This window comes from Ruegeria sp. HKCCD3925, assembly GCF_057221175.1.
In genome coordinates this window covers 96,771-123,417 of record NZ_JBWVBI010000002.1, presented here as the reverse complement: position 1 = coordinate 123,417, position 26,647 = coordinate 96,771, and the positions used below count along the sequence as shown (strand labels likewise).

20 protein-coding genes are annotated in these 26,647 nt (G+C 55.7%); 1 reads left to right on the top strand and 19 read right to left on the bottom strand.

Translation table 11 applies throughout. The features are described 5' to 3' along the window. Positions 1–244: 244 nt before the first annotated feature. The 5 genes from AC2TEM_RS05555 to AC2TEM_RS05535 all read right to left on the bottom strand — a co-directional run bounded on the left by AC2TEM_RS05555 (position 245) and on the right by AC2TEM_RS05535 (position 10,531). Entirely contained in the window at positions 245–2,839 is a 2,595-nt protein-coding gene (locus AC2TEM_RS05555; RefSeq protein ID WP_480856028.1) for a hypothetical protein, read from the bottom strand. A 355-nt stretch (positions 2,840–3,194) separates the two neighbouring features. Next, on the bottom strand, positions 3,195–6,089 hold the full coding sequence (locus AC2TEM_RS05550; RefSeq protein ID WP_170422652.1) for a hypothetical protein: 2,895 nt from the start codon (positions 6,087–6,089) through the stop codon (positions 3,195–3,197). Between the two features lie 308 nt (positions 6,090–6,397). Beyond that, positions 6,398–7,060, bottom strand: a complete 663-nt coding sequence (locus AC2TEM_RS05545) for a hypothetical protein (protein ID WP_170422651.1) — start codon at positions 7,058–7,060, stop codon at positions 6,398–6,400. Positions 7,061–7,384: 324 nt separating this feature from the next. Next, positions 7,385–8,716 carry an HlyD family type I secretion periplasmic adaptor subunit gene (locus tag AC2TEM_RS05540; RefSeq protein WP_170422649.1) on the bottom strand — a complete coding sequence of 444 codons (1,332 nt, stop codon included), beginning with the start codon at positions 8,714–8,716 and terminating at the stop codon, positions 7,385–7,387. A gap of 39 nt (positions 8,717–8,755) precedes the next feature. Next, positions 8,756–10,531 carry a type I secretion system permease/ATPase gene (locus tag AC2TEM_RS05535; RefSeq protein WP_170422647.1) on the bottom strand — a complete coding sequence of 592 codons (1,776 nt, stop codon included), beginning with the start codon at positions 10,529–10,531 and terminating at the stop codon, positions 8,756–8,758. Positions 10,532–10,795: 264 nt separating this feature from the next. On the opposite strand from AC2TEM_RS05535, the gene AC2TEM_RS05530 reads away from it, so the two are divergent. Continuing rightward, positions 10,796–12,208 carry a sensor histidine kinase gene (locus AC2TEM_RS05530; RefSeq protein WP_170608986.1) on the top strand — a complete coding sequence of 471 codons (1,413 nt, stop codon included), beginning with the start codon at positions 10,796–10,798 and terminating at the stop codon, positions 12,206–12,208. Here the strand turns inward: AC2TEM_RS05530 and AC2TEM_RS05525 are convergent. The 14 genes from AC2TEM_RS05525 to AC2TEM_RS05460 form a co-directional block, all read right to left on the bottom strand. Beyond that, positions 12,187–12,909: a response regulator gene (locus tag AC2TEM_RS05525; RefSeq protein WP_170394071.1), complete on the bottom strand. Its 723-nt coding sequence runs from the start codon at positions 12,907–12,909 to the stop codon at positions 12,187–12,189. The two genes, AC2TEM_RS05530 and AC2TEM_RS05525, sit on opposite strands and share 22 nt — an antisense overlap. A gap of 463 nt (positions 12,910–13,372) precedes the next feature. Further along, complete coding sequence (locus AC2TEM_RS05520; RefSeq protein ID WP_170422643.1) at positions 13,373–14,077, bottom strand: alpha/beta fold hydrolase; 705 nt, start codon at positions 14,075–14,077, stop codon at positions 13,373–13,375. Continuing rightward, complete coding sequence (locus AC2TEM_RS05515; protein WP_170422641.1) at positions 14,074–15,198, bottom strand: cobalamin-independent methionine synthase II family protein; 1,125 nt, start codon at positions 15,196–15,198, stop codon at positions 14,074–14,076. The genes AC2TEM_RS05520 and AC2TEM_RS05515 overlap by 4 nt, the downstream gene beginning before the upstream one ends. Before the next feature lie 102 nt (positions 15,199–15,300). Then, positions 15,301–16,263 (bottom strand): cupin domain-containing protein, encoded by a 963-nt coding sequence (locus AC2TEM_RS05510; protein WP_170422639.1) that lies wholly within the window; start codon positions 16,261–16,263, stop codon positions 15,301–15,303. Between the two features lie 152 nt (positions 16,264–16,415). After that, positions 16,416–17,405 (bottom strand): nuclear transport factor 2 family protein, encoded by a 990-nt coding sequence (locus AC2TEM_RS05505; RefSeq protein WP_170422637.1) that lies wholly within the window; start codon positions 17,403–17,405, stop codon positions 16,416–16,418. Further along, the gene (locus AC2TEM_RS05500; RefSeq protein ID WP_170422635.1) at positions 17,402–18,421 is read right to left on the bottom strand and encodes a LacI family DNA-binding transcriptional regulator; all 1,020 of its coding nucleotides are present in this window, start codon (positions 18,419–18,421) and stop codon (positions 17,402–17,404) included. Before AC2TEM_RS05500 ends, AC2TEM_RS05505 begins: the two co-directional genes overlap by 4 nt. After that, a complete protein-coding gene (locus AC2TEM_RS05495) occupies positions 18,421–19,188 on the bottom strand; it encodes an SDR family oxidoreductase (RefSeq protein WP_170422633.1) in 768 nt (255 codons plus the stop codon). Before AC2TEM_RS05495 ends, AC2TEM_RS05500 begins: the two co-directional genes overlap by 1 nt. 1 nt (position 19,189) lies before the next feature. Next, positions 19,190–20,242, bottom strand: a complete 1,053-nt coding sequence (locus tag AC2TEM_RS05490; protein ID WP_170422631.1) for an ester cyclase — start codon at positions 20,240–20,242, stop codon at positions 19,190–19,192. Then, positions 20,239–21,570 (bottom strand): histidinol dehydrogenase, encoded by a 1,332-nt coding sequence (hisD, locus tag AC2TEM_RS05485; protein WP_170422630.1) that lies wholly within the window; start codon positions 21,568–21,570, stop codon positions 20,239–20,241. The genes AC2TEM_RS05490 and hisD overlap by 4 nt, the downstream gene beginning before the upstream one ends. A gap of 4 nt (positions 21,571–21,574) precedes the next feature. Further along, entirely contained in the window at positions 21,575–22,111 is a 537-nt protein-coding gene (locus AC2TEM_RS05480; protein ID WP_170394089.1) for an ester cyclase, read from the bottom strand. A 132-nt stretch (positions 22,112–22,243) separates the two neighbouring features. Continuing rightward, positions 22,244–23,233 (bottom strand): nuclear transport factor 2 family protein, encoded by a 990-nt coding sequence (locus AC2TEM_RS05475; RefSeq protein ID WP_170422628.1) that lies wholly within the window; start codon positions 23,231–23,233, stop codon positions 22,244–22,246. A 178-nt stretch (positions 23,234–23,411) separates the two neighbouring features. Further along, positions 23,412–24,293: a carbohydrate ABC transporter permease gene (locus AC2TEM_RS05470; protein ID WP_170394093.1), complete on the bottom strand. Its 882-nt coding sequence runs from the start codon at positions 24,291–24,293 to the stop codon at positions 23,412–23,414. Between the two features lies 1 nt (position 24,294). Then, entirely contained in the window at positions 24,295–25,323 is a 1,029-nt protein-coding gene (locus tag AC2TEM_RS05465; protein ID WP_170394095.1) for a carbohydrate ABC transporter permease, read from the bottom strand. Positions 25,324–25,386: 63 nt separating this feature from the next. Further along, the gene (locus tag AC2TEM_RS05460) at positions 25,387–26,613 is read right to left on the bottom strand and encodes an ABC transporter substrate-binding protein (protein ID WP_170422627.1); all 1,227 of its coding nucleotides are present in this window, start codon (positions 26,611–26,613) and stop codon (positions 25,387–25,389) included. Positions 26,614–26,647: the final 34 nt, after the last annotated feature.

Genomic DNA, 26,647 nt, shown 5'->3' with positions numbered 1-26,647 from the left:
GCAAATTGATATGCTAAACGCTCCGTCCGGCAGCCTATTGGAGTAATGTTTAAGTAGAGCCGGAAGGACAAACGATAAGAAAGCCAGCCACGAGAACCTAGCGCAAGCGATCCGAGCATTAATATTATGGTCGCATGGCTTGATCACGGAACCGAACCGGAAACGAGGCCAGTGCCCATCGATTTTCATGTGTTTGTTTTCGTTCCCGGCCTAGCGCAGACCGGGAACCACTTATTGGAGTGCTTCAGGCGATGGACATGCCGAGCGCTTCAAGTTGGACTGTCAGGGCGCTTTCTGCTTCGGCAACACTGTTCCAGTCATCAGCCGTCAGGTTGCCAAGATCTAGATCCTCGGCCTGAATATCCTGAAGTGTAACGGTATGGCCGCCATTTCCGACAACTTCAAAGATAAGATCGCCATCAATTTCGGTGACCGACACATCGCTTTCGCTCAAAGCGTTGAAATCGATGATATCTTCATCGGCATTAAAACCGATAATCTGGGTCTTTACCCCCCAGTTCCAGGTAAGCTCTGCCACATCCGCTTCAGCGCCGAAGGTCACAACTCCTGGGGTTTGGCTGTTTCCGGGTTCGTTGGTTCCACTACCGATATCTGGTTGGGTCGATCCCCCTATCAGATCTCCGACCCGTGTCTGATAACCGTCTGTCGTCGCCCCGACAGGAGCCTGTGGGGTCAGCAGTATGGTGCGATCAACCAACGTCACATCGTTCTGGTCAAAGCCAAATGGTACCTCGAGATTGTCTTCCATCACCTGATCAAAATGGAATTCGACCAGACCCGGGATCAGGTCAGCCTTGGTCACGCCGGTCAGCGTGATGCTTTGTCCGGTCGGCAAGGATGAGATCACCAGACCATCGCCACTGTCCTCGACGCTAAGCCGCTCGCGGGTTCCGAAATACAGAAAGCTGATCTTCATCGTTGAAGGATCAAAGCCGTCAATAACTTCGTGCACGCCATATTCGTGGCTGCGAACATAGACTGTGTCAGCATCGCGAGGTCCTACGCCCTGCTCCCAACTAAGAACGCCGCCCATATCCTGACGGAGGTGTTCGTTGCCGACCACACCAAAGCTGTCGATGGTCACGTCCTGGAAGGTGACACCTTGCACGATTTGCGCCGCGTCCGACCATGGGCTGTCGATAACAATCTCGCCGGCCTTGGATTTGGTGACGATCATGCCGTGAACCGACGTACCGCCAAAGTCCAACTCGTCCACACCGGGGCGGAATCCGGTTATGTCGTCAGCGTTGCTATCGGCCCGGTATTTCACCCCGCCCGTGTCTGTATTGCCGGTGATCGCGGGCGGGTTTGACCCGTCTGCATCATAACTGAGGTCATAGCCCTCTCCGTCTCCCGGCGAGACGATAACTTGCCCCAAAGCTGTGGACACTTCGTTCAACACCGTCTGATCCGTGATAGAGAAATTGCTGAGCGAAAGATCGGACAGGCCAAAGCCAGTGAATACGATCTGCTTGGTTACATTGCCCGAGGTCAGCTCAATTCTAACGGTCTGCCCCAGAGCGTCCCCACTCTCTTCGAAAATCGAGAAGTTATCAGTCCCAATGTCCGGTCCGATTTCAATGACATCTCCCATCGCGGGCAGGAAGCCTTCGACCGTCTGTGCCTCGCTGGCAAGGCCCAGCATGACGTGCATATGTTGGTGGCTATGGCCACCGCCACCACCATCTCCGCCACCATCGCCACCGCTGGTCGGCATTGAACCATCAGTGCCTATCAGCCCAAGCACTTCAGCTGCGGCGGTATTGTCCAGAATAGCGAAGTTTGCCGGGCTCAGCTCAGCAAGTGTCACACCGCTGAGGGTCGTGGCCTGGTTATTGGACGGGATCGAGAACACAACCGCGCCATCAACCTCGGCAACCTCCAACGCGTCTGCACCGACCCATGCGATGAAGATCGTATCTGTCGTAGGGTCGAAATCCGAGATCGTTGCATTCGTGCCCCAAGCCCAGTTAATCACCACATCCGCAGTATCTTCTGTGGTGTCAGCAGTCCCGTTGCCGGTCGGTTCCGTGGGTTCCGGATGTATAACCGGTGGGACAACGGGCGGCGACGTATTCCCGTTATCGGTGCCGCCATTTGTATCCGTGGGCAAGACACCGTCGGTGTATACCTTGATAGCGTCTTCGATACTCGGCGCGTCATAACCGCCGAATTGCGAGACATACCGCAGGATCGAAGTACCGAATTCATCGGTGGATACACTTCCACCCTGAAGCAGAGCCAACGTACCCCATGCCCCCCGCAGGTGCGCGGCGGCCATTATGCCAGTGAGACTGAGCGTGACAGAGACGGCCTGTCCATTGTCCAGATAGGTGCGTGTCGTGCCGAGATAGTCGGACAGGCTCTCTCCCTGATAGCCCAGCCCGGTTTCGATGACTTGAAGATTGTAGCCAAACGCTTCTTGAATCGCGCGCTCCTGCGCTTCGGCGGTTGTGAACTCTGCCAGCGAATTCACCCCGTTCTTACCGGTCCATGTGCCATCCCAGGTGTTCGAAGCCGCGCCATTCCCATAATAGACATCATCGGTGTAATACCCGAGGTCAATTAACAGCGCCTCGCCGAACTGATATCCAACAAAACCAAGCGAGTTCATCGAGCGATAGGACATCGCGTCCCATTCATCACTGCTTAGATCAGACCAGCTGGAATAGCCTGGATAGAAGTCAGCAACGGCCCCTCCGGCCCATTGGTTCAGCTGCCAATCCTGAATGATTCCTGCGTCGTATCGATCTCGATCCCAACCAGATTCAAATGCACGCAAAGCGTCGCGAAATTCTTCATATGTTCCATTACTCATCTTGAAACAGACTCCCATCTTGTCGTTGTTTCAGCCCAAGTGTTTCGGCTTTATTAGCCTGATGAATTCAGGCCCAACTTGCGTAACAAGTCAGAAGTTCAGGACACGTTAAGAGTTCATTAACGAATTAATCTGAGCGGATGCGGGCCTAGGCCAACCTTTTGATGCGCTAAAAAACGCTGTACGTCAGTGGGTTATAGCGGGGTTTGAGCAAAAGATCGGTGCAGTTGCGCGAGTCTTCGCCAAATTTGGAATGTCGCAATAATTAACTTTGCATTATTGCCAGATCGAACTGTTAAGAAAGCCTCAGCCGATCCAGACCGGCTGAGGCGTTTTTTTGGTAATCAGGCGATGATCAGAGACCCCAATCCTGTGATTGTTGAGCCGTCAGCTCGCTGATGTGCTGCATGACATCGAAATGCTCATCAACACCCTGTACGCTGATCACCTTTTGGCCATTTGCCGTGACCCAGTGAGTGCTGGAACGCCATTCGATCTGAAGTTGATCCAGAGACGAGATCCCGAACCCTTCCAGATCGATAACAATCGAGTCGTCAGCCTCAAAATCCCGGATCACCTGACCACCATACTGGCTGCCCGGGCCGGTGATGACAAAAGTATCGCTGCCTTCGCCACCGAACATATTGGCAAACCCGGCTTCTGAAGACTGGTCTGCATCAAGGATGATGACGTCGTCGCCGTCTCCACCATTTGCATTGGTGATCATCGCGCCTTTGCGGATCACGATGGTGTCATTGCCGTCGCCGCCGTTCAGAGTAGCGAACTGATTGAGCGCACCGCCAACAATGTAGTCATCACCAGCACCACCATTCAGGGTCAATCCACCACTGCCGGTGTCGCCGATCATGTAGTCCCAACTATCGGTGCCATCTACGGTAACGAGCTCTTCGCCGACCTCGGCGTCAATCCGGTTGCCATACTTCTCGAACCACTCCAGCGTGTTTGCACCAAAGGGCGGTTCGTAGACAACCTGATAGCCTTCTTCATCGTTGCCAACCAAGCTGCGCAGGTCGATGTATGACGGGTCAAATCCGTTCCCGTCATCGTCATAGCGCACGATGATCTCGTCTGTCAGCTTGTTGAACAGCACGATCTGGCCGTTTTCAATGCGGTGATCCAGATCGAACCAGCCGGTCATCCCGTAGGCGTCGAGGTCAATCTCGATACGGTCGCCTTCATTGGCATCGAAATCGGTGATCGTGTTCTCGCCGCCGTTCAGAATGAAGGTGTCAGCTCCTCCGTTACCGGTCAGCACGTCTTTACCATCACCTGAGGTGAAGACGTTATCGCCGTCGTCGCCGATGATCACATCATCATGGTCGCTGCCATAGATGTTCTCGACGCTCCAGAGCAGATCATAGCCTTCCTTGTCGCGAATCTCGTCATTGAGATCGAACGGATTGGCGCTGTTGCCATGCCAGGCCCAGTAATACTCACCGCTGGCATCTTCCGCCTTGTTGTTCATGTCGACATAGATGCCGCTCAGGCTGTCACCATACCAGGCCGTGTCATTGCCTTCTCCACCATACAGCTTATTAAAGCCGCCACCGCCAGCCATGATATCGTCACCGCCAAAGCCGTAGAGAACATCATTGCCGTCATTGCGGATTTCGGCCTCGTTTCCGCCGTGGGTATCGCGCTCGGACGTATAGGCTTGCAGAACGTCGTTGTGGTTTGTTCCCAACTGACGATCCTCGTCATGAAAGCCGACCATCGAAACACCGCCGAACGCCCCGAATGTGACGAACTTGCTGGTTCCAAGACCTGCAAGGTCTTCACTGCTCAGGCCAAGGTCGATCTTTTGGCCCAAGCCATAATGCGCACCATCCGGCCCCGTGATCAGAGCGGTTTCTTTCAACCGTTGAATGAAGGCATCTGTGTTCTGCTGCGAGATACTTGTTGCGCCCGGAAAGATGTTCGACGCCTCATCCCAATAGAAGGTTGTAATCACCTTGAACTTGTTGTCGGCCGGATCAAGCGCGACCAGATCGAATGCCGCGCCATCAACGATCGATGCCTGCAGGTCCAGCGTTACTGGCCCCTCCACGTTGACTGGTACAATGATCTTGTCTTCAAGCGGGTTGAAGTCGAGGATCTCGACCAGAGACACCTTTGGCGGGTTGACGGTTTCGACAACCTGCTCCTCTGTCTTGAACATGTTCTTGATCCCGTCGATCAGGCCTCTGGCAAGGTTGATGAACAGCTTCGCGCCCGGCAGCATCTTGGCGAGTGCCAGATTACCTGCCTCTTCCAGCCACTCTTCGCCCAGACCATTCGATTGGTTATGGTTGGGATCATGAGTTGTTGGTTCAGGCACAGAGCCAATAACGAACGTGTCGGCCCCTTTTCCACCGTAAAGCGTGTCGGCAGAGGTTTCGTCGATATGCCCGGTAAACAGGACATCATCACCGTCACCGCCGACAAGAAGGTCGTTACCAGTACCACCGTACAGTTTGTCGCCTTCATTCCCGGCAATCAGGATGTCATCGCCCTCGCCGCCAACAAGGATGTTCTTGCCTCCGCCGCCAATGATCTTGTCGTTGCCGGATTCGCCGAACAGCTGATCATCACCTTCACCTCCATCGATGTAATCGTGGCCACCGCCACCATAGATGACATCATTACCGCCATCACCGAACAACTGGTCGTTCCCACGGTAGGCGATGATGATGTCATCTCCGTCACCGCCCGAGATATTGTCCCGATGATGATAGTTGGAATAGTAATTCTTGATCGAGGTGCCGCCATCATAGTTATCCCAGTTTTCGGGGTTCCAACCGTGGATGACGTTATCCCCGTCATTCCCTTCGATACGGGTGTAAAGATATGTCCCCTTGCTTTGCCCACTTGAGAGACGGTGCATCAGGTTTTCAAAGCTCACCTCACCATCGGCCATATTGTATTCACCACGGGCTTTGACATCGCGGCCGACATAGGTGCCGCTGGTGTCATGCAGATGGGTCCCATATTTATCCCACCAACCGCTGTGGCCATCGCCAGGTGATTTACCACCGATCCAGACGGGAATATCAGGTTTGTTGCTGGCCACAGTCTCGTCGTCCGAGGCTGAATCTTCCCAGACGTAGTCCTGCAATTCGCTGATTTCTTCCGACAGCAGACTAACCGGCGGGATCACGATAGGATCGTCATCCGTTTCACCAAGACCAACCGATATGTTGAGCGTGCTCGCCGAGTTGGGCTGGAATTTTGATTTGCTAACATGTTTCATGTCTTTCCTCCTGTTTCCTGGATGGTCGACACCCGAGGTTCGGGCCCATACGCATCACAGATCATAGGAAAGATGTGGTTTTTCAGCCTGTTGATCTCAACAGGCGAAAGCCAGTTAAGTTGTTACAAAGTATGACAAAAATGGAATCCACGGCCTGAGAAAACCAGCGATCCGGCTGGCGCCTGTTGCAGGCCCCAGCCGGTGAGTTTGGTTTTCCCTTTGTTTGCCCGGGCGTCCGTTTCAACAGGAACTAAGACGCCCGGATTTTGGTTGTGCAGCGATAGATGATCGCTGAGTTTTCGCCCCACTTAGGCGACCATATCGACAAAGAAGCTGTCGGTCGGAACGGGGGTTCCGCAGATGTCTTCGCCGCCTGCAGTCGGTACGATTTCGCACAGCGGCGGAGGCGCCATTTCCGTCAGGTCATACTCATCCTCCGGTACTTCGGTGCCGCATTTGGGCAGCGGCAGGATCGGGGGTACAGCGATGACGTCATCACCCTGATCCAGAACGATCGGATCAAAGGGCAGCGGGTTCACTGCAACCAGATCTTCACCGTCCTGAGGCACTTCGGTGCCGCAACGGGGATCAGGCATGATCGGCGAAACTGCGGTCAAATCGTCACCTTCACCAGCAGGAACCGCACCATAAGGCAGCGGGGCTACTGCGATCAGGTCTTCACCATCCTGCGGAACCTCGGTACCACACCGGGGGTCAGGCATGATCGGGGAAACTGCGGTGACGTCGTCACCTTCACCGGCAGGAACCGCACCAAAAGGCAGCGGGTTCACGGCAACCAGATCTTCGATGGGATCGGCAACCAGCGGATCAATCGGCAACGGATTTACAGCCACCAGGTCTTCACCATCATTTGGCACCTCGGTTCCGCACTTTGGAAAAGGCTGAATCGGGGGCACGGCGATGACATCGTCGTTGGCTTTCTCGAAGCTCGTAGTGGTTACATGTTTCATTGTATTTCTCCTTGTTACACACTTTGTTTTGCACCCAAAAAAATCTTAGAAACTTCCTCCTCGGGTATAACAAAAAGGTGGTTATCCGGCCCCTTCATTACAACGCGAAAAAGGGGGCTAAATTGTTACAAAGTATGACAAAAATAGGCTCTTAAGCCGGGGATCATCTCTTTTCAGACAGGACGCGCTTCCAAGATGTGGACCAGCACCCGCTCAGGTACCACCTTCGCCCCTCCTCGCCTTCAGGATCGAAAAAACCAGCGCCATTTCTGGCGCTGGTTTTAGCTGTTTCTTCCTATTGGGCAGCTCACATCATGCGGTCGATCAGACCTCCCGGAACGTGGACCGGATTTGTTTACTGAGAGGATCAAGAAGGTACTGGAACAGGGTACGTTCGCCGGTTTCGATGAAGACGTCAGCCGGCATACCCGGCAGCAGGCTCAACTGGCGGTCAGACAAAAGTCCGACAGCCTCCTCGCTAAGAGCAATCCGCGCCTCGTAGTAGGGTAAGCCAGTCATCTGATCTGTTTTCAAATCAGCCGAGACAAACTCAACGTGCCCATCCAACCGAGGGGCAACATGTTGATCGAACGCCCCGATTATCACGCTCGCAGCCTGGCCCAAGGCGACATTGTTGATGTCCTGTGGCATGACACTAGCGGTCACCACCAACCCGTCATCCTCGGGCACGATCTGCATCAGCGTTTCGCCCGGAGACACCACGCCGCCGATTGTATGTACACCCAATTCATGCACGATGCCATCCGCCGGAGCCCGAAGGTCAACCCGCGCCAGCTGCAACGCGGCCGCGCTCCGACGTTCTTTCAAGCCATCCAGTTCGACCTCCAGCGAGGAGATCTCGTTCATCACCTGCTCGCGGAAAGTCTTTTCCAGTTGCAGGATATGGATACGCGTCTCACTGATACGACCACGGGCGACTGCAATCCGAGAGGTCAGGCCGCCACTATTACCGACAAGACTGCTTCTTTGACGCTGCAGAGTCGTCACCCGGGTACCAGGCACTAAACCCTTTTCAAAGAGCTGCGTCAGACCCTCCAATTCGCTGTCGATCAGTTTGATCTCTTCTTCGGAAGCTTCGCGCTGCGCCTCCAGGCCCACAATTTCCTGCTCTGCCTGTTCGATTTTCTCTTCCAAGGCCGCGACCTGACCATCCTGCGACAGACGACGTGCTTCCATCACCGCGCGCTGCGTTGCGAGTGCGCGGTCAATTTTGTCTTCGTCTTTCCGAGACGCAAGCTCCTCGGACAGTACGAGATCGTCCAGACCATCGCGCTCGGCCGTCAAACGAACTAACTGCGCTTCAAGCGCCACGAGCCTGTCATCGACCAAGGCTTGGCTGCCTGACAACAGCTGATCATCAAGTGTCAGAACAACATCGCCAGCCTCAACCCTATCTCCGTTTTTGACGTGAATGGTGCCGACAATACCTCCGTCGGGATGTTGCACAGCTCTGAGGTCGGACGAGACCACCACACTACCAGCCGTCACGACCGCCCCGGACATCGGGGCTTTCATCGCCCAACCACCGAATCCTATGGCGAGCACAGCAATTGCGACCAGACCAAAGCCGATGGATTGGGCAGAACAATCCCTAAACCCTTTGTTGTTCGTGCTGGAATTCTTGTTGGTATTCATGACTTCCTCCATTCATTCTGTTTACAGCGCGGGACTGGGTCAGCCCGTGGCGGCAACGATTTCTGTTTGTTGGGGTTGTTCGACGGTCTTCTGTTCAGCAGCAGGCTGTGCAGCTCCGGCGGCGGCCTGATTGCGTTGACGCAACCGTTCCATCACTTCTGTACGAGGACCAAAATCTCCGGCGCGACCGTCTTCCATAATCAGAATCTTGTCGACTGAACCCAGCACGCTCGCCCGGTGCGCGATGACGATCACAATCGCCCCGCGTGCCTTGGCGGCGAGAATGGCATGGTTCAGTGCGGCCTCACCCACGGCATCCAGATTCGAGTTGGGCTCGTCCAGAACCACCAGAAATGGATCACCATAAAGCGCTCGTGCAAGGGCAACACGCTGTCGCTGACCACCGGACAAGGCCGCGCCACGCTCGCCAACCGAGGTGGCATAGCCGTCTTTGAAGCTAGCGATCAGTTCGTGAACACCCGCTGCCTTGGCGGCGGCAATCACCATCTCGTCCGTCGCCTCGGGATCAAAACGCGCGATGTTCTGGGCGATCGTTCCGTCAAAGAGCTCAACATCCTGCGGCAAAAAACCGATCTGGGGGCCAAGCTCCTCTGGCAGGTACTGGTCGATTGGCACAGCGTCGAGGCTGATGCTGCCTTTGGCCGCCGACCATGCACCAACAAGTGTGCGCGCCAAGGTTGATTTTCCGCTGCCGGTCGTCCCAATCACAGCCAGTGCCTCGCCTGCTTTCATATCGAAACCAACACCTTTGAGAACAGCGGCAGTGGCCATCGGAGGGGCAGCGATCAGGCCGTCAACGGTCAGCGACTTCTGTGCCTTGGGCATGGAAATACGACGGTCAGCTTCGTCACCAGAAAGAGTTTGCTTCAGCTGAGCCCATGCTTGCCGGGCAGCAACCAGATTGCGCCAACTACCGACCAGAGTCTCGATAGGCTGCAAGCCACGGGACATGATGACCGATGCCGCAACGATTGAGCCAGCCGATATATGTCCATGGATGGCAAGATAAGCGGCGACCGCAAGAACGGCGGACTGAAGTGCCAGGCGGAACACCTTGGTAAAGCTACCAGACACTCCGACAGTAGTGGCCGCCTTAGCACTCGCACCAAGGTGGAGATCATTCACATCTTGCCAGGTCTTGCCCAGATTGGACTGCATCCCCATCGCGCGAACCATTTCGGCATTCCGGCGGCCGGCTTCTGCCAGACGATTGCGCTTGGCTGAATGCTCAGACTGAACGCACGCGGCAGCGCGGACCTTGATATCCGTAACGATGGCAATGGCAACCAATGCCAGCGCGCCAATTACACCGACCATACCCAGCCACATGTGCATGGCAAAAACCAATCCCAGATAGACCGGGATCCACGGCAGATCGAACAAAGCTCCGGCACCCTGACCCGACAGGAAACCGCGAATTTTTTCGACATCTTGAATTGCCGCCGCAGGGTTGCCACCCGGACGGTTGCGCGACGGCTCGGACAAAGTGCAATCAAACGCTGTTCGGGTGAGCCTTTGTTCAAAGCGATGCCCCATGGCAACCAGCACACGGGTCCGCGCGCCGTCAATCAAGGCCATGAACAAGTACAGACCGGCGACAAGTGTGCTGAGCGCGACAAGCGTATTCACGCTTTGGCTAGACATCACGCGATCATAGATCTGAAGCATGAAAATCGGCCCTGTCAGCATCAATAGGTTCACAACACCGCTGAAAACGCCGGTGGCAATCAGATTGCCCTTCAGCGCGCGCCGGGCGCTGGCAAGTTGTGGATGAACGGATGAATGCTTTGACATAGCTGGCTCCCAATAAAAACTCTGTGGGTGATACTTGGAGACCAGCCGCCGATGCCCCAAGGGCTTGTCACACTTTGATTCAATTGACGAATTTGGCCGGTTTTTTACCGAGCTGACGAAACCGGGTGCCCGGAAGTGCGGTACCGGTGGGTGAAACCCCTTTGCATCATCAGCGGCATGGCGGTTGCAATTTCCGCTTGGGAATGCGGCGGTATTTGAATTAGCGTCCCAAGTCAGGGGGATGGGACAGGGAGCCTACGCGCAATGCGCTGGAATGATCTGACACTTCGAACACAAGTTATGAGCATCGTGCTTATCAGCTGGACGATTGTCGGCGTGTTCTCGGTAGTCACCGATGTGGTTCAGATCCGAAACTCTCGCGCTGAAGAGATCCGAAACAGGGGCGATGCCTTTCTTGCGCAGGTGGTTTCAACCCTGGCCCGCGTGCCTCCTGACAGCCGCTCCGAAGCAGCGCTTGGTTTCTTTCCTGCAGAATGGAGTGTCAGGGTCGGCACGCAGGATGCAGCAACCGCTTTGGCCAATGGCCGCGACCGCCCGAATCTGGCTAACTGGCTGACGGCGCGGCTGGAACACCGCGGGATCGCCGTCGCGGAACTGTCCGTGGCAGACACGGTCGTTGACGCCAAACACGACCAAAGCGCGCTGTTGCAACTGTTCAAGAGCCACTCGGGCGAACCTATCGATGCAGAAAGCGTTGACGCGTTTCTGGTGAGCGTTTTTTCGGTCCGGCTCAAGGATGATGACGAATGGCTGAACTGCTATTTGCTCATGAAAAACAAGAACATTGTACCTTTGGTCATCGTTGGCTCAATCGACAGTCTGGTCGCGCTTACCCTGCTTTGCGCACTTGCGTTTCTTATTCAGAAAGTGATGCGACCGCTGAGCGCGATGGCCGTCAATGCCGAGTTGATCGGCCGGGGTGAAGAAGTCGGCCCACTCGTCGAGGCGGGTGCCATTGATATCCGCCACACAATTATTGCGTTCAATCGAATGGAAGCCCGGATTGTTCTGGCGCTTGAGTACAAGACAACCTTGCTTCGTAGCCTCGGGCATGACCTGAAGGGACCGATTGCACGGATGCACGATGCGATCCAGAAATTGGAACCAACAGCACCCAAAGAGCAACTGCTCAAGCGGTTGGAAACCATCAGCGATATTGTAAACTCCGTCACCAACCTCAACCGCGAAACGCATCACGATGGAGAGCTTGCACGCCTGGATTTGCGCTCACTGGTTGAGGCGCTTGTAGATGAACAGGTTGAGGCGGGTCGCGATGTGACCTGCACAATCGAACAATCTGCGGTGGTCAAAGGAAGACATAACGCGCTTACCCGGGTTCTTAGAAACTTGTTGGAGAATGCGGTCAAATACGGGGGTCGAACAAATGTCTCTTTGACCGCGTCGAACGATATGGCCGCAATTCACATAGACGATGAAGGACCAGGTATCCCAACCGAACAACTTGAAACAGCATTTGAGCCTTTCCAGAGACTAGGAGCCACCGAACCCGGAACGGGCCTCGGCCTCGCCATAGTCCGGGCGATTGTGGTTGATCAGGGGGGCACTGTAACGCTTGAGAACCGCCTGAGCGGAGGCCTTAGGGCAAATGTGCTGTTGCCGCTTGATACCGGAGTTCAGCCGGGACGAAAGATGTAACCCTGCCCCCAGACCGTTCGAATATATTCCGGATTTGAAGGGTCGCTCTCAATCTTCGATCGCAACCGTTTGATCAGAGCATCAACGCTTCTGTCTCCTGCACCGCCATGCTGTCGGGTCCGGGCAACGGCAAGAAGGTCTTCTCGGGTACACAACACGTCCGGGTTTTCAGCAAAGAAGCGCATAACCCGCACTTCGCTTGAGGTGAGTGTGATGAGACGACCATCTTCACTTTTGAGATGTCGCTCGTTTTCAACAAGCTCCCATTCTCCGAACCGGGTAACCCGGGATTTTCCCTGCGTTCCACCAGCACGCCTGCGCAGCACAGCACGCACGCGCGCGAGGAGTTCCAACTCGTTGAATGGTTTAATGATGTAATCATCCGCGCCCAGTTCCAGCAGGGAAATCCGCTCGGCGTCGTCATCAATCGAACTGATCATGATGATCCCGGCATCTATGCGCGAAGCGATCTCGTGACATAACACCTTACCACTAGTTCCTGGCATCACGAGGTCCAGCAGAAACAAGCTGTAGGTTTCATCAGCCATCATCAACCGCGCAGCGGGTACATCTTGCGCATGTTCGATTTTGTACCCTTTGTCAGTCAGAAATGCACAAACACCCTGAGCAAACTCGATGTCATCGTCACAAATCAGAATGTGCTCATCATAGCCAGCGGATTGATCCGCGACGTCTTGCATAGCTCTTCTCCTCGGGACGATGCCTGTCGTTACGATAACAACATTTGCTATTCGAAGCTGTCAATGTTGCAGAGAACGATCAAACTGTCCGGTATGCAGCGACCGCAATCGCCACTCATGGCTAGACCAGACAATCATCGATTGGCGCATTCCGGACGATTAAAAAGTTTGTTACGCCGAACAGCAAATTTCTCCCTCTTCCACCACATTCCGCAGGTGGCTGAGTGCAACGAAGCAATCGTCGTCAGAGACTTGGTAGCAGGCCTTGTATTTGGTGTATCGCGTGCACCCTGACTTAAGTGCAGTTTTGATCACGACAGTAGGCTCTGAACAAGATTTGGGTGCTTCTGAAACCCTTAAATGTTACTGCTGCATCCACGCTACGAAAGAGGCTCCAAGTCCGACAGAGTAATATCGTAGTCAGTTTCCACCAGAGCTATCTACGGCCTTGCGGAAATCCGGCTTAGATTGCTTCGATTGTCTCCAGCCAGCGCAGCAGCGCCGCCGTGGTTTGCCGCGGTTGTTCCAGAGTTGGCAAATGGCCCGCGTGTTCGATGACTTCCAACCGGCTTCGCGGCAACAGGTCATGCATCAATTCGTGGCGTTCGACTGGGCATAACGCGTCATGACGGCCGCAAAGGACCAACGCAGCTCCCTTGAAAGCGCGCAATGTGTGACTTTGGTCCGGGCGATCTCGTAGGGCCTTGGATTGGTTAACAAAAATCTCCGGCCCCAAGGCCATAGCCATATCCATGCATAGGTCCAGAATTGCCTGTCGATCAGGGCCATCGGTCAGATAGTTGGGCTTCATTTCCTCGGCCATCACATCGCTTAGCCGACCGTTTTTAACCGCCTCTATCTGGGGCTCACGCCTCGCCTTGACCTGATCCACCTCTGCCAGCGGGTTGGTGTCCATCAACGCCATCCCCGCTACACGCCCCGGTGCTTGCCGCAGCATTTCCATCGCAACAATGCCTCCCATGGAAAGACCGGCCAATGCGAACCGGTCGGGCGCGTGTTTTAAAACCTCGGCGGCCAGAGCCTGCATCGTATCATGCGCACCAATGGGGGCGACAAGTATCGGATATCTGCCAGACAATGCACCAATTTGCGGCGAGAATAGCCGAGCATCGCACATCATGCCCGGCAAAAGGACAAGTGGTGTCATTTGACCAGAGCAGCCCCTTCGGCCAGCGCACTCAGTTTGGCATAGGCGATATCAGGATCGACAGCGCCAAACCCCGCAAAAGTGCCAAAACCGCAATCCGATCCGCCAATCACCCGCTCCGCTCCCACGATGTTCACGAACCGCTCAAGACGTTGCACGACCAGTTCGGGGTGTTCGACAAAGTTTGTGGTGGTATCGACCACACCCGGCACAAGTACCTTGTCATCGGGTATCTCGGACTTGCGGTCGCGGAACACCGTCCATTCATGTGCATGGCGCGGGTTCGAGGTTTCAAACAGCACATAGCGCGACTTGGTTGACATCAAAGTCGAGAACACCTTGTCCATTCCGATATCGCAGCAATGCGGACCTTCGTAATTGCCCCAGCAGATGTGAACCCGAACCTTGTCGGCGGGCACATCCTGCAATGCATGGTTCAGCGCTTCGACATGCATTTCGGCAATACTGACAAATTCCTCGTCAGAAAGGTCGGTGAACAGCATATGGCGCGACAGGGCAAGATCGGGGCAATCCAATTGAAGATCCAGGCCCGCCGCGACGATGGTTTCATATTCGGATTTCATCGCATCGGCCAGCGCGGCCAAATACGCCTCGCGCGTCGGGTAATAGTCGTTCTGCAGAAAAAGAGAGATCACACCCGGGCTGGCAGCATTCATAAATCCGCGCTCAATCCCGTGCTCAGCCATGGCTCTTTTGAGGTTGTCGATATCCTTCTGCAACTCGCCCTGCCCTTTCGAGCGCACGTCGCCTACGCACATGGGCCGCGCGTATTGCGGAGTTCCGCCATCATTCGCCAAACGTTGAAGAAAGCCCGGAAACATCTTCAGATCAGCCGGGGCGTTGCGCGGGCTGTCGCCTGCAAACCCGGTGTAGCGGTCCTTGACGTAGGTCGCGTAAGAGATTTTCGAAGTCTCGCCATCTGATACAATATCGATCCCCGCTGCAGCCTGTTTGCCTACGGTTTCGGACACCGCGTTCGTCATGCAGGCATCAAAATCTGTCTGATCGAACGATTCCCCCCGCTCGCGCGCGAAGATGAAATCGACGACTTCCTGACTACGCGGCAGACTCCCCACGTGGGTGGTTGAAATTCGGGTCATCATGTCATCTCCAATTCAATTACTTCCCTGTGCCGAGTCCAAAGTGAAGAACGGGTCACATACTGCGCGCCCCGAAGGAGATCGGAGCGCGCAACTTTGCCTTTATGCACCGGTCCAGGTAGCACCGGCGGGATCGTCCGTTGCCGTGATACGATACAGACCGGCCTCTCCGGTCATTGAGGGCACGATACTGTAGCTTTCACTTGACAGAACCAGCGCTGTATCGCCTGCGGACAAAGTTGTTTCATAGCCATCGACTGTAATCCGCCAATGACCACTCGCAGGCATGAGGACGACGGGCATATGCGCCGCGACGGGTTCGTTCAAACAAGAGCCGCGCCCGAGGAAATCGACCTCAAACCCCGGCTTATCCTTGATCAGGGCATCTTCGCCAATAACTTTGGCTGGCTTTTTAGCGGAAAGCGCCATCAGATCCCAATAGCGTGCCACATATTTGCCGATAACATCTTCGACCGGAACTTCCGGATAGCTCTTAAGCTCTTCTTCGGTCAGCAGCGGCATGGGGCGCACGTTGTGGGGCAGTTCCTGACCCTTCTTGCTGTCATACAGCACGCCATTGTCGCCCAGCATCAGCCCATGCGCCTGCGCGTCTTCGATCACCTGTGGTGCCCAGGTGACACCGCCACCCGCATCATCGCCGCCCAGGATCGACATGATCATCCCATAATCCTGCCCGACATTTTCGAAACCGCGAAAGATGCCAGTTGGAATGTTAAATATGTCACCTTCCTCGGCAATAAACTCACCCGCAGTGCCATAGCGACCCCAAAAGAACCGCCAACGTCCTTTGGCGACAAAGAACACCTCGGCCGTGGTGTGGCTGTGCAGCGAATTCCGGCATTTCGGAGGTTGCCCCGCCGCGCCAATATTGAAGCCGATTTTGTCGGTGATGTGGACATGCTGATCGGGGCTTTCGGATACGCCACCGCCTACGATGGTAAAGTTTTCCTTCTGGTCCGAACCGGGCGTGTGCGCGTCAATAAATGCGGTTTTACAAGGCTGCAGTTCGCCGTAGCGGACAATGCGTTGTTGGATCGTGCTCATAATAGTCTCCGTTCATTGAATTGGTACAAGAGGTCTCGATCCTCATGCACCCGGAGGGCGATTATTCAGCCGCCGCGCCCGCAAGGACGCCCGGTGGCCATGGTACCGCCGGGTTCCTTCACTGGCATCCAATGCGACGCGCGTTTGAGGCATCAGAGATCCCCGGTTTCCAACAGAAGCTGTTTCCAGACCGCGGTTTCATCGAACAAGGTCCATTCGCGTCGCAGCCTGATGTCGCCTCCAACCAACTCGCCCCATTCGGCATGGCTGATCCCGAGCACATACAACTCAGCACCTGTTGGTTTCCCGAACACGCCCCAACCGTCATGCTTGCCATGCAAGCTCCAGCGCAGGGCCGAGCGGGGCGGCATATTCGGATCATCGCGCCCGATCTGATGATGGATGGTGAAGGTTGCGCTTGGCATGGCTGCACGCAAAGACATCCAGAACCGATCAGCCGAATCCCAGCCATGGCCAGTGACACCGCCGGGATATTCGGTCTGCACGCCTCGGTCATACTCTCGTTCAATCGCGCCCATATCTGCATTCATTATCCGTGTCAGCAGATCCGCGTGGCGGTGTCCCCATTCATTGTCATTGCCGTACCCCTTGTAGGGGCCTTCGATGTCGTTCTTGGGTGACAGAGGCTTCACACTGGCCTCGGCCCCACCTTCACGCGCTATCAGATCGGCGGCATATTCCTTGGGATCCCAGCCCATTTGCCGGACAATCGCACCCTGATCTCGGATCAGCCATTCGTCATCGATCATGTTGTCGATGGCGTGGCAGTCGGCCAGAATTCGGTATCGCAAGCGTGTTCCGGTGGCTTTGCCATAGACACCATTGCCCCGATGCGTGGCGGTCGACAGGATACGATGCGAGCTCAGCATGCCTTCTTCCGGGGTGCCCGACCAGATCACATCCTCGCCCAGCAGCTGACGGTCGGGGAACTCGGCCAACGTGGCCATTGTTGCACCAATGACATTCTGGTTACCCAACACAACCGAACCGGGCGAGCGGACGACGATGTCTGGGCTGTAATATTGATGCAGAGTCGCAATGCCACGGTCTTCCCAAATCTCTTTGGTGATGCCGATGATATAATCCGGGAAATCTTTGAATTTGGGATCAAATCCCTTCATGTCTTCCATCCTTCAGGTATGCGGGCGGAGCCGCGAACGATCAAAGGTCCGTCAATCTCGGTGCGGCGCGGCGCAGCAGCGGGATTTTCGATCTTGCTAAGTAGAATATCGACGGTTTCGGCAACCATCCGATTGGCAGGCTGACGAATAGTTGTCAGATTGTAGGCTGGCCAAGAGGCAACGGCGACATCGTCATATCCCAGAACCGAGACATCGGCCGGAATTTGCAGGCCCAACTCGAACCGCAGCGTGTCCATCACAGAGATCGCCATGTGATCATTGGCCACGAACACAGCGTCCGGTGGATCGGACGCGAACATGCGTAGCGTTGCCTCACGCGCCTGTTCAGCGATGAAGTTCCCGGCTCCACGGGCGTGCAGTTTGACACCCGCCTCTTGCAGGGCCGATACGAATCCCGCTTCGCGATCGCGTTGGGTCGAAGCGCCCTCCCATCCGGCGATATATCCGATCTTCTCATGACCGCCAGCCAGCAGAAACTCGGCTGCCTTTCGGCCACCGGCGACATTGTCGGATGTAACCGATGACATAGTGAGGTCATCCTGTGCCCGATTGAACAACACCATCGGTACGCCAACGGTCCGACAACGTTCATACAAGGTCGACGACAGGGCCACCGATGCCGCGATTATGCCGTCGACTTGAAAGTCGAGCAATTCCTCGACCACGCTATCGACGTTTTCGGCTTGGTTCGACGCCATGAATATCATCACATGGTAGCCGCGCTCCTGCAGCGTGTTCGTCAACCTTTCCAGTGCTTCAGGATAAAACTGATTATTCAGATACGCCACAACAAGCCCAATGATCCGGCTTTTGCCGGACACTACGGCACGCGCAAGGACGTTCGGCCGATAGCCCAGTTGCTTGGCGGCCTGACGCACCTTTTCAATCGTCTTCTTCGAGGCTGACGCCCCCGGAGTGAACACACGGCTAACGGCAGACTGGCTGACCCCGGCGAGGCGGGCGACCTCCATGGATGTAACTTTTTGCGCCGCCATCAGTCTGCTGTCCAACCTCCGTCTATCATCAACGCGGTGCCCGTCACCAAAGCCGATGCATCCGAGGCAAGATAAACCACTGCCCCCATGATGTCTTCGATCTCGCCCGGGCGGCCCAACTTGATCTTGTCCAATATCCATGCGCGCTTGTCCGGGTCATCAAAAGTCGACTTGGTCAAATCGGTCAGAATAAAAGTTGGGCAGATCGTGTTGACCCGAATTTTTGCAGGACCGAACTCCAACGCCATCGCCTTGGAAAAGCCTTCGACTGCGAATTTTGACGCGCAATAGACGGCCCTTTCCCGCCCGCCTACATGGCCCATCTGGCTGGAGATGTTCATCAGCGATCCGGGGCGCCCAGCTTCTAACAGTCCTTTCGCCACCGCTTGGGTCAGAAAATAGGCCCCTCGGACATTGACATCCATTACCGCATCAAAATCCTCGGGCCGTGTGTCTACGGCCCTGCTGTGTCGGGCCAGACCGGCTGAGTTCAGCAGGATATCAAATGGCCCGTTTTGCGCCACAGCATCAGCAGTGCCTGCAACGTCAGAAACATCCAGTTCAAGTATATTCGCCAACCATCCCCGAGCGTTCATCTCTGTTGCCAGATCCTGCAACGCATCCTTGCGCCGCGCCGCCAGTGTCACTTCGGCACCATGCTCTGCCAGTGCTACGGCACAGGCCATGCCGATACCGGACGACGCGCCCGCGACCAATGCGCGTTTGCCGTTAAGATTGAAACTTGGGGTGCTGGGAAATTGGGACATATCAGACCTCGCCAACCGGAAATGGAATGCGGCCCGGAACGCGCGCCTTGTTGAACTCTCGCAAACGGGCAAAGACGTCAACACCCAGCTGGCGATAGGTATCCAGCAGATCAACTAAAACCCAGTTCTCGCGAATCTTGCCATTTTCAAGCCGCCAGAAATCGAGGCTGCGCAGCGTGATCTTCTTGCCCGACGGTGCAATCCCCATCCAGCCATCATTGGTGACAGTCTGGATCATGTTGGGCCAACCCGTAACAGCCGCATAGTCACCGTCGCCAAAGAAATGACAGGTGATGTCATCTACATCCTGCCCGCGATCCGGCATTGCGTTGAGGAATGGAATCTGATGCCAATTACGGAACCCCGCGATACCCCGCCCTGTGCCGATCCCCGAGGGGCCGTACCAGTTCATCCGAGGATGCCAGAACCGCTCCAACTCCATCACCTCCGGACCACCTTCTACGGGATGTTTGGTCAGATGATCTAGCATGTCGACAATGTGCTGGCAGGTCTCTTTGCCCTTGGCCTTGTCATACGGGCCGGGCACCAGCCCGTCCTGCGTCGCTGGTCCCGGAACATGCCATTCCCGCCCCAAACCGGGTGCCATGGGCCAGGCCTGCGCTTGCATCATCACTTCGGGGATATCCCAAAGCGCCTGCACCTCGGCGACTTTGCCATTTTCGATCCGGTAAAACTCGTGAAACCGCATGGTGACCTGATGGCCTGTCGGCGGAATCTCCAGCCATGGCCCCGCGAAAGTGCCGGTATAGTACCCGCCGCATCCAACCCAATCAGCCCCGAATTCATCAGGTCCAGCCATGACGATATAATCGCGGCGCTCAAGATCGGGCCATGCGGTCAGAAGATCGCGATAGCAACAATCGTAATAAGCACTACTCCCATTGGTGTCGCCAAACGGATAGCTCAGATGGAACACAGCGTCGGGAGAACAAATCTGATCCAACGCCTGCCGGACACCGGCTTCGGTAAAGTCATACATCGCAGCCCTGACCTGTGCGATCAGGGTCTTGTGCTCAGTATGCCTGTCACTCATTCTGCGGCGTCCCTATAAGGTGCAGGCGCGCCGTAGGGGACATTGATGCCGCCGTAACGCCGTACGCGGACGTTACATTGCTCGGCGTGCCCCACAAAACCTTCGAGCATACATAGGCGCGAGCCATATTCGCCGATCAAGGTTGCCGCCTCATCAGTCATAACCTTTTGATAGCTATGTGTTTTCAGATATTTACCCACCCATAGACCACCAGTATAGCGGCCAGCTTTTTTGGTAGGTAGCGTGTGATTGGTGCCAATTACCTTATCACCGTTCGAGACATTGGTACGCGGGCCAAGGAACAGTGCGCCGTAACAAGTCATGTTCTCAAGGAACCAGTCGTCGCGATCGGTCATGACCTGCACATGTTCAGATGCAATGTCATCAGCAACCCGCAGCATCTCATCATACGTGTCGCAGACGATCACTTCGCCATATTCCTCCCACGATACTTTTGCGGTGCCCGCGGTCGGCAGAATGCCCAGCAGCCGGTCGACCTCGGCCATCGTGTCCTCGGCCAGTTTGCGCGAGTTGGTCAGCAAAACGCAGGGGCTGTTATAACCATGTTCGGCCTGACCCAGAAGATCGGTCGCGCACAGCTCTGCGTCTGCGGCGGTCTCATCTGCGATTACCATGGTCTCGGTCGGGCCGGCGAACAGGTCGATACCGACGCGGCCGAAAAGCTGTCGCTTGGCTTCTGCGACAAACGCGTTGCCCGGACCGACAAGCATGTGGACTGGATCAATCGTCTCGGTTCCCAACGCCATGGCGCCGATAGCCTGAATGCCGCCCATCACGTAAATCTCATGCGCCCCACCCAAATACATGGCGGCGATCACCGCTGCATTGGGTTTGCCCTGAAACGGAGGGGTGCAGGCGATGATGCGCGGCACGCCCGCCACCGAGGCCGTCGCCACCGACATATGCGCCGAGGCCACCATCGGGAATTTGCCGCCGGGCACATAACAGCCCACCGATTGTACGGGGATGTTCTTGTGGCCCAAAATGACGCCCGGCAGAGTCTCAACTTCGATATCCAGCATCGAGTCGCGCTGAGCTTGTGCAAAGTTGCGCACTTGTTCCTGCGCGAATTTGATGTCCGCCAGCTCTCGATCCGTCAGCTGATTGATCAGGTCGTCGATCTGGTCTTGAGACAACCGAAACGATGCTGGCGAATAGTTATCGAACTTCTCGCTTAGCTCGCGTACCGCAGCATCGCCACGTGTTTCGATGTCTTTCAGTGTCGCTTCGACGACAGCGCGTGTTTTGGCGTCATCCTCGGCTCGGTCAGCATCGGACTTACCACGTTTCAGATACTCGATTGTCATTGTCCTAATCCTTAGTTTCAGGCCGGGGCGGAGACTTCTCACCCCGGTCAAATGCTTCCCAGCCTTCGCCGTTAAACAGATCGACACCCAGCTGTGCCGCTACATGCGCGAAATCGACATTCACCCAATTGTCGACGATCTTGCCGTCGACCACTTTCCAGAAATCCATATATCGGATCTCGACCCGCTTTCCGGTGGGGGCGATCCCCAGGAACTCACCCGAATGGGTTGCTTCCTGTCGACCAAACGCAGCCGCCCATTCGCCCATGTAAAGGCGCGCTTCGTCGATGCAGGTCTTGTCCGAAAAAGCCGCCTGAAACGGGCGTTGCCAATTGTCCTGAAACTCTTTCAGGCCAGTTTTTGTGCCACAGCCCTCATTGCCCATCCAGCGGAAGCCTTCCGAGAAGAATTCGCCGATGTCATCTATGCGGTGATCGTTCAGACCATCCACCATGGTTTCAATCACACGGCGGGTGTCTTCTGTTTTGTCGAGGTCCGTATCACGTGTCAGCACGGCCTGTTCCGGGCGGGAACCCTTCATCTTTCTCATCCTTGTATTGGTGCCAATAGAAATTCTGTCTTCATCGGGTAGCTCAATCAGCTGACAGAAAATCCCTCGGCATCCGGTTGAGCGCCGGGTGGCGGCCAACGGCGTTATGTCTTGCAGAGCTGCTCATGCGGCTTGCTCGGCGATGTCGACAAAAAGGTCATATCCCAGCTGCAACAACACATGCGGGATGTCGACGAAAACCCAGTTTTCGACCAACAGATCGTCCTCTCGACGCCACCAGTCGCAGACCCGCATGAAGACGCGTTTTCCGCTTGCGGGCTGGTCGAGGAAGGGTTTCACCTGGACACCAGTCAAGGAAGGCCAGCCACCCGAGCATACGTAATTGCCTTCGCCGAAGCGGGTGAAATGCGTAGTCATGCCATTTCCCGTACTACCTCCGGACCAACCTTCGAAGGTGGCCTCGAAAGGCACCTGGAAGCTTGCAAAACTCTCGAGCCCGACGAAAGAACCGAAGGCGCCGGGGCCGTACCAGACCATGTTGTCATGCCAGAACGGGCGCCAGGCCTCGTTCTTGGTGGCAAGCTTGGCCAGCATTTCTGTGACCATACGATAGCTCTTGGCCCCCTCGACTGGGTCTTGCGGCGTGGTCAAGATGCCATCATGGCTTGCTGGACCCTGAATCATCCCGGTGAAGCCACGGGTCTTGCCCGGGCTATCGGTGATCGGCCATTGCCCTGCAGCCAGCATCAGTTCTGGAATATCGAAGAAGATATAGCTCTCCACCGCCTTGCCATCCTGCATGCGGTGGAACTCGCCGAAGCGCAGATAGGCAAGCTCACCTGTGGCGCGGATACCAAGCCAGTCGCGCGAAAACCGACCGACGAAATAGCCGGTGGCGCTGATCCAGCCCTGTCCATCAGATATACCGGCCATGACGATATCGTCGCGCCGAAAAAGCCCATCGAAGGAGGCTGCGAGCGGGGCGATGACGTGATCGTGCAGCCCGAGGCCACCCGCGACCTCGTTGAAAGGATGCACCACGTTGACATGTGCACCGGGGGCGAAGAACCCCTCATAGGCTGGCCGGAAATTGCCTGGATGGCGTTGCGCGGCGATGAAATTCAGAAAGGGTTTACGGTCGAGGCGTTCCATTAACTTTGTCTCTGTAGGATCTGTTCAAGGCGTCTGCGGAGAAACGTCCCGCAAGGCCCTGCGCGCATCAAAGCAAAAGGAATTCGCCCTGGTCGCCTTGCCCGGCACGCAGCCATATTCAGGCTGGCGGCGTGCGCATGGGCAAATACGGACTGAGGATGCGTGCGTCCCATCAGCGTCAGCCTTTCACAGCCCCGGCGGTCAAACCGCCCACAATCTGACGCTGGAAGAACATCACCAAGATGAACAGCGGAACCGTCGCAGAAACCACGGCCGCAACGGCGAACATTACGTTGCCCTCGGTTTGCGTCGTACCAAGGAACGCGGCGATGGCTGGAACCATTGTGCGGTTGCTTTCTGACAACAGCATCGCCCCAACGGCAAAGTCGTTATAGGCCAGAAGAAACGAGAACAGCCCCGTGGTGATCACACCCGGCCACATCACCGGAATGATCACGCGGCGGAAGGCCTGAAACTGGTTGCAGCCGTCGACCTTTGCGCTTTCGTCAAGCTCGCTGGGGATGTTCTTGAAGAAGGCGTGTAGCATCCACAGGGTGAACGGCTGATTGATCGCGACAAGTACGATAATTGTCGTCGGAAGTATCCCCCAGATATTCCATTCAAAGAAGGGCAACAGATAACCCGAAACCAACGTGATCGGCGGCATTGCGCGGAAGATCAGCGCCGTGATCAAAAGCCAGAATGTGTAGTTATAGCTCGACCGCGAAAGCGCATAGCCACCCAGCGTTCCGATGGTCAGCGAGATGGCTACCACAAAGACGCAAACGATCCCCGTGTTCAGAACATTCCGCCAAAATTCTTCCTGAATCCAAGCCCCTTCGTAACCGGTGGTGGTAAAGGGTGAGCCATAAACTGCCTCGGTCCGCGCGCCGGTTAGAGCGTTGGTCCAATCGGCGATCGAGAAGAAATCCAGCTCTACCTTGAACGACCCCCAAACCGTCCAGAGGAACGGGAAAGCGGCCAGGATGAACCAAAGGATCACAAAAAGCGACGAAGCAATCCGAAGGCTTTTGGGCATTCTTTGCGCACGACTGGCCATGTTATCTTGCTCCTTTGAAGTCACGCCAGGTGCGGACAAGCACGGGCGACAACAGAATGGCGACCCCGATAATCGTGATCACAGACGTAGCGGCTGCAGAGGACAGCTGTCGCGTTTCACCGCCGAGGTCGTTGAAGATGAAAGTGCTGAGCGATTGCGCATGGGCACCGGCGCTGAAGCCGATAATCGGTTCGAACACTTTGAAATTATCCATCAACTGGATCAGCGCAACAAACGTAACCAGTGGCATGAGATGGGGAACAACCACGAATTTAACCTGTTGCCAGCGGGTTGCCCCATCGATCTGGGCAGCCTCGATCTGATCTTTGGGTAAAGTTTGCAAACCGGCGTAGAACACCACGAAGGCAAAGGGGGCCGAGCTCCAGACGCCATAAACCATCAGCGCCACCCACATCAGCCCGGTCGAAGCCTTTAGACTGAAATCCGGATCTCCGGCCAAGTTTACAAGGGCGTTGCCGATGACGCCACGACTGTCAATCATCCAAAACAGAATGAGCGAGCCGATCAGCGGTGTCACAATCATGGGCAAGAGCGAGAAGAAGATCATCAAACCCTTGAGGTGCCGATGCAGTGAGTTGACCGCCAGCGCAATCACCAGCCCCAGAATGATCGTGAGGGGTGTCACAATGAATGTGAAGGTCAGCGTAAAGGCCATGGCACGATAGAAGGGCAGGTTTCCGACCTCTGAGAAAAGGTCGCCCCACGTATCGCTCGCCGCCCAGATTTCGCCAACCTCCTGTATCGCCAGGTGGCCGCGATCAAAGTAGATATCTAGCCCGACAAATCTGCCCAATGGTTGTTCGGCGCGAAGCGCTGCGGTGGCTTCCTGATCGATGGTGGTCTCGGTTGTGCATCCGACAAGCGGAGTACAGTTTTCGACTTCCACCAGAACCGCCGGGTGTGGGGCATAAATGGATTGGATCACCACCGAGACGATGGGCATTGCAATGAACAGCAGCATTGCAAGTCCTGTGGGCAGGAAAAACCAAAGGAATGTCTTATGGCGCATGTCGCAATTCCCGTGTCGGCTTGATTGGGCGGGTGCCCGAATTGGGCACCCGCGAGGGGCGTTTTACTGTAGGAAGCCCTGTTCGATTGCCGCGGCGCGATAGGCGGCCTCGACATCGGCCAGCGCCTGTTCAGCGCTTTCCTTGCCCTGCATGAAATCGGCAAGTTCATTGCCGAGTGCACTGTGCATCAAACCCATGTAGGGCAGCATCGGATAAGGCGTCGTGCCCATTTTGGCAGCGTCAAATACACCCTGCGCGTCGTCTGCAGGTTCGTACCCTTCGATCAACCAGACTGCCAGCGGCGTGGTTTCATCGTTCAACATTTCGGGGCGGACGCCATGCGTCATCGCGACAAAAGTCGCCTCAGCCTCTTCATCCGAGATGTTCTTGCCGACGGTCCATCCGTCCCACCAAAGGGTCGAGGCCGGAGTCGTGCCGCCACCCACGGTCAGCGGCGCTGCAATTGCATGGCCATCAATTACTTCCTGCAAGACACCTTCGGTTGTGGTCTGCTGTGACGCCCGTGACCCCCACATATTCATGATCGCCACATTGCCCGCGCGGTATTCCGCGTTGGTGGCATTGGAATCATGGGTTAGAAAGTCGGGGTTCATATACTCGGACAAAGCCTTCATCATGTTCAGCGCTTTGACACCGGCCTCGGTATTGACGTTGGGCTCTGCGCTGCCGGGCTTGAAATGAGTACCTCCATAGCCAAGGAACATGTTGTTGAATTCCTGCGCCAGATTCCATCCCGCAGCGTAAGCACCACCAACCGGGTTTTGCATTATGCCCTGCGCGCGAATGGCTTCGGCCGCCTCGAGCAGTTCTTCATACGTGGTTGGCACTTCGACGCCTGCCTGTTCCAGAACGTCCTTGCGGTACATCAGGTGCTGAGCATTGGCCATGAAGGCGATGGCCATGATGTCATCGCCGATCTTGATCAATTGTCCCGGCTGCAGGTTCTGACCATGTTTTTCGACCAGGTCATTGAGCGGTCGGATAACGTCTTCATTCATCAACGCCACAATCGAGCTGTTGGCGATGATGGCTGAGGTGTATTCCGACGGATTACCCGACAGACCGGCGACGTTGATGGTTTGGTGTTCGGATGTCAGGTTGGATTCAACAGATGCGCCCGTGCATTCCTTTGCAGCAGCGGCCACAGCCTGAATGGCGGCAAATTCGTTGCCGACGATGTTGACCCGATCCGTGATCTCGCAGGCATAACCCGCGCTCGAAGCAAAGGCGGTCAGTGACCCGGCCAATGCGATTTTCTTTAGAAACATTTTGATTCCTCCCTAGGTGATTGGGTGCATCTTC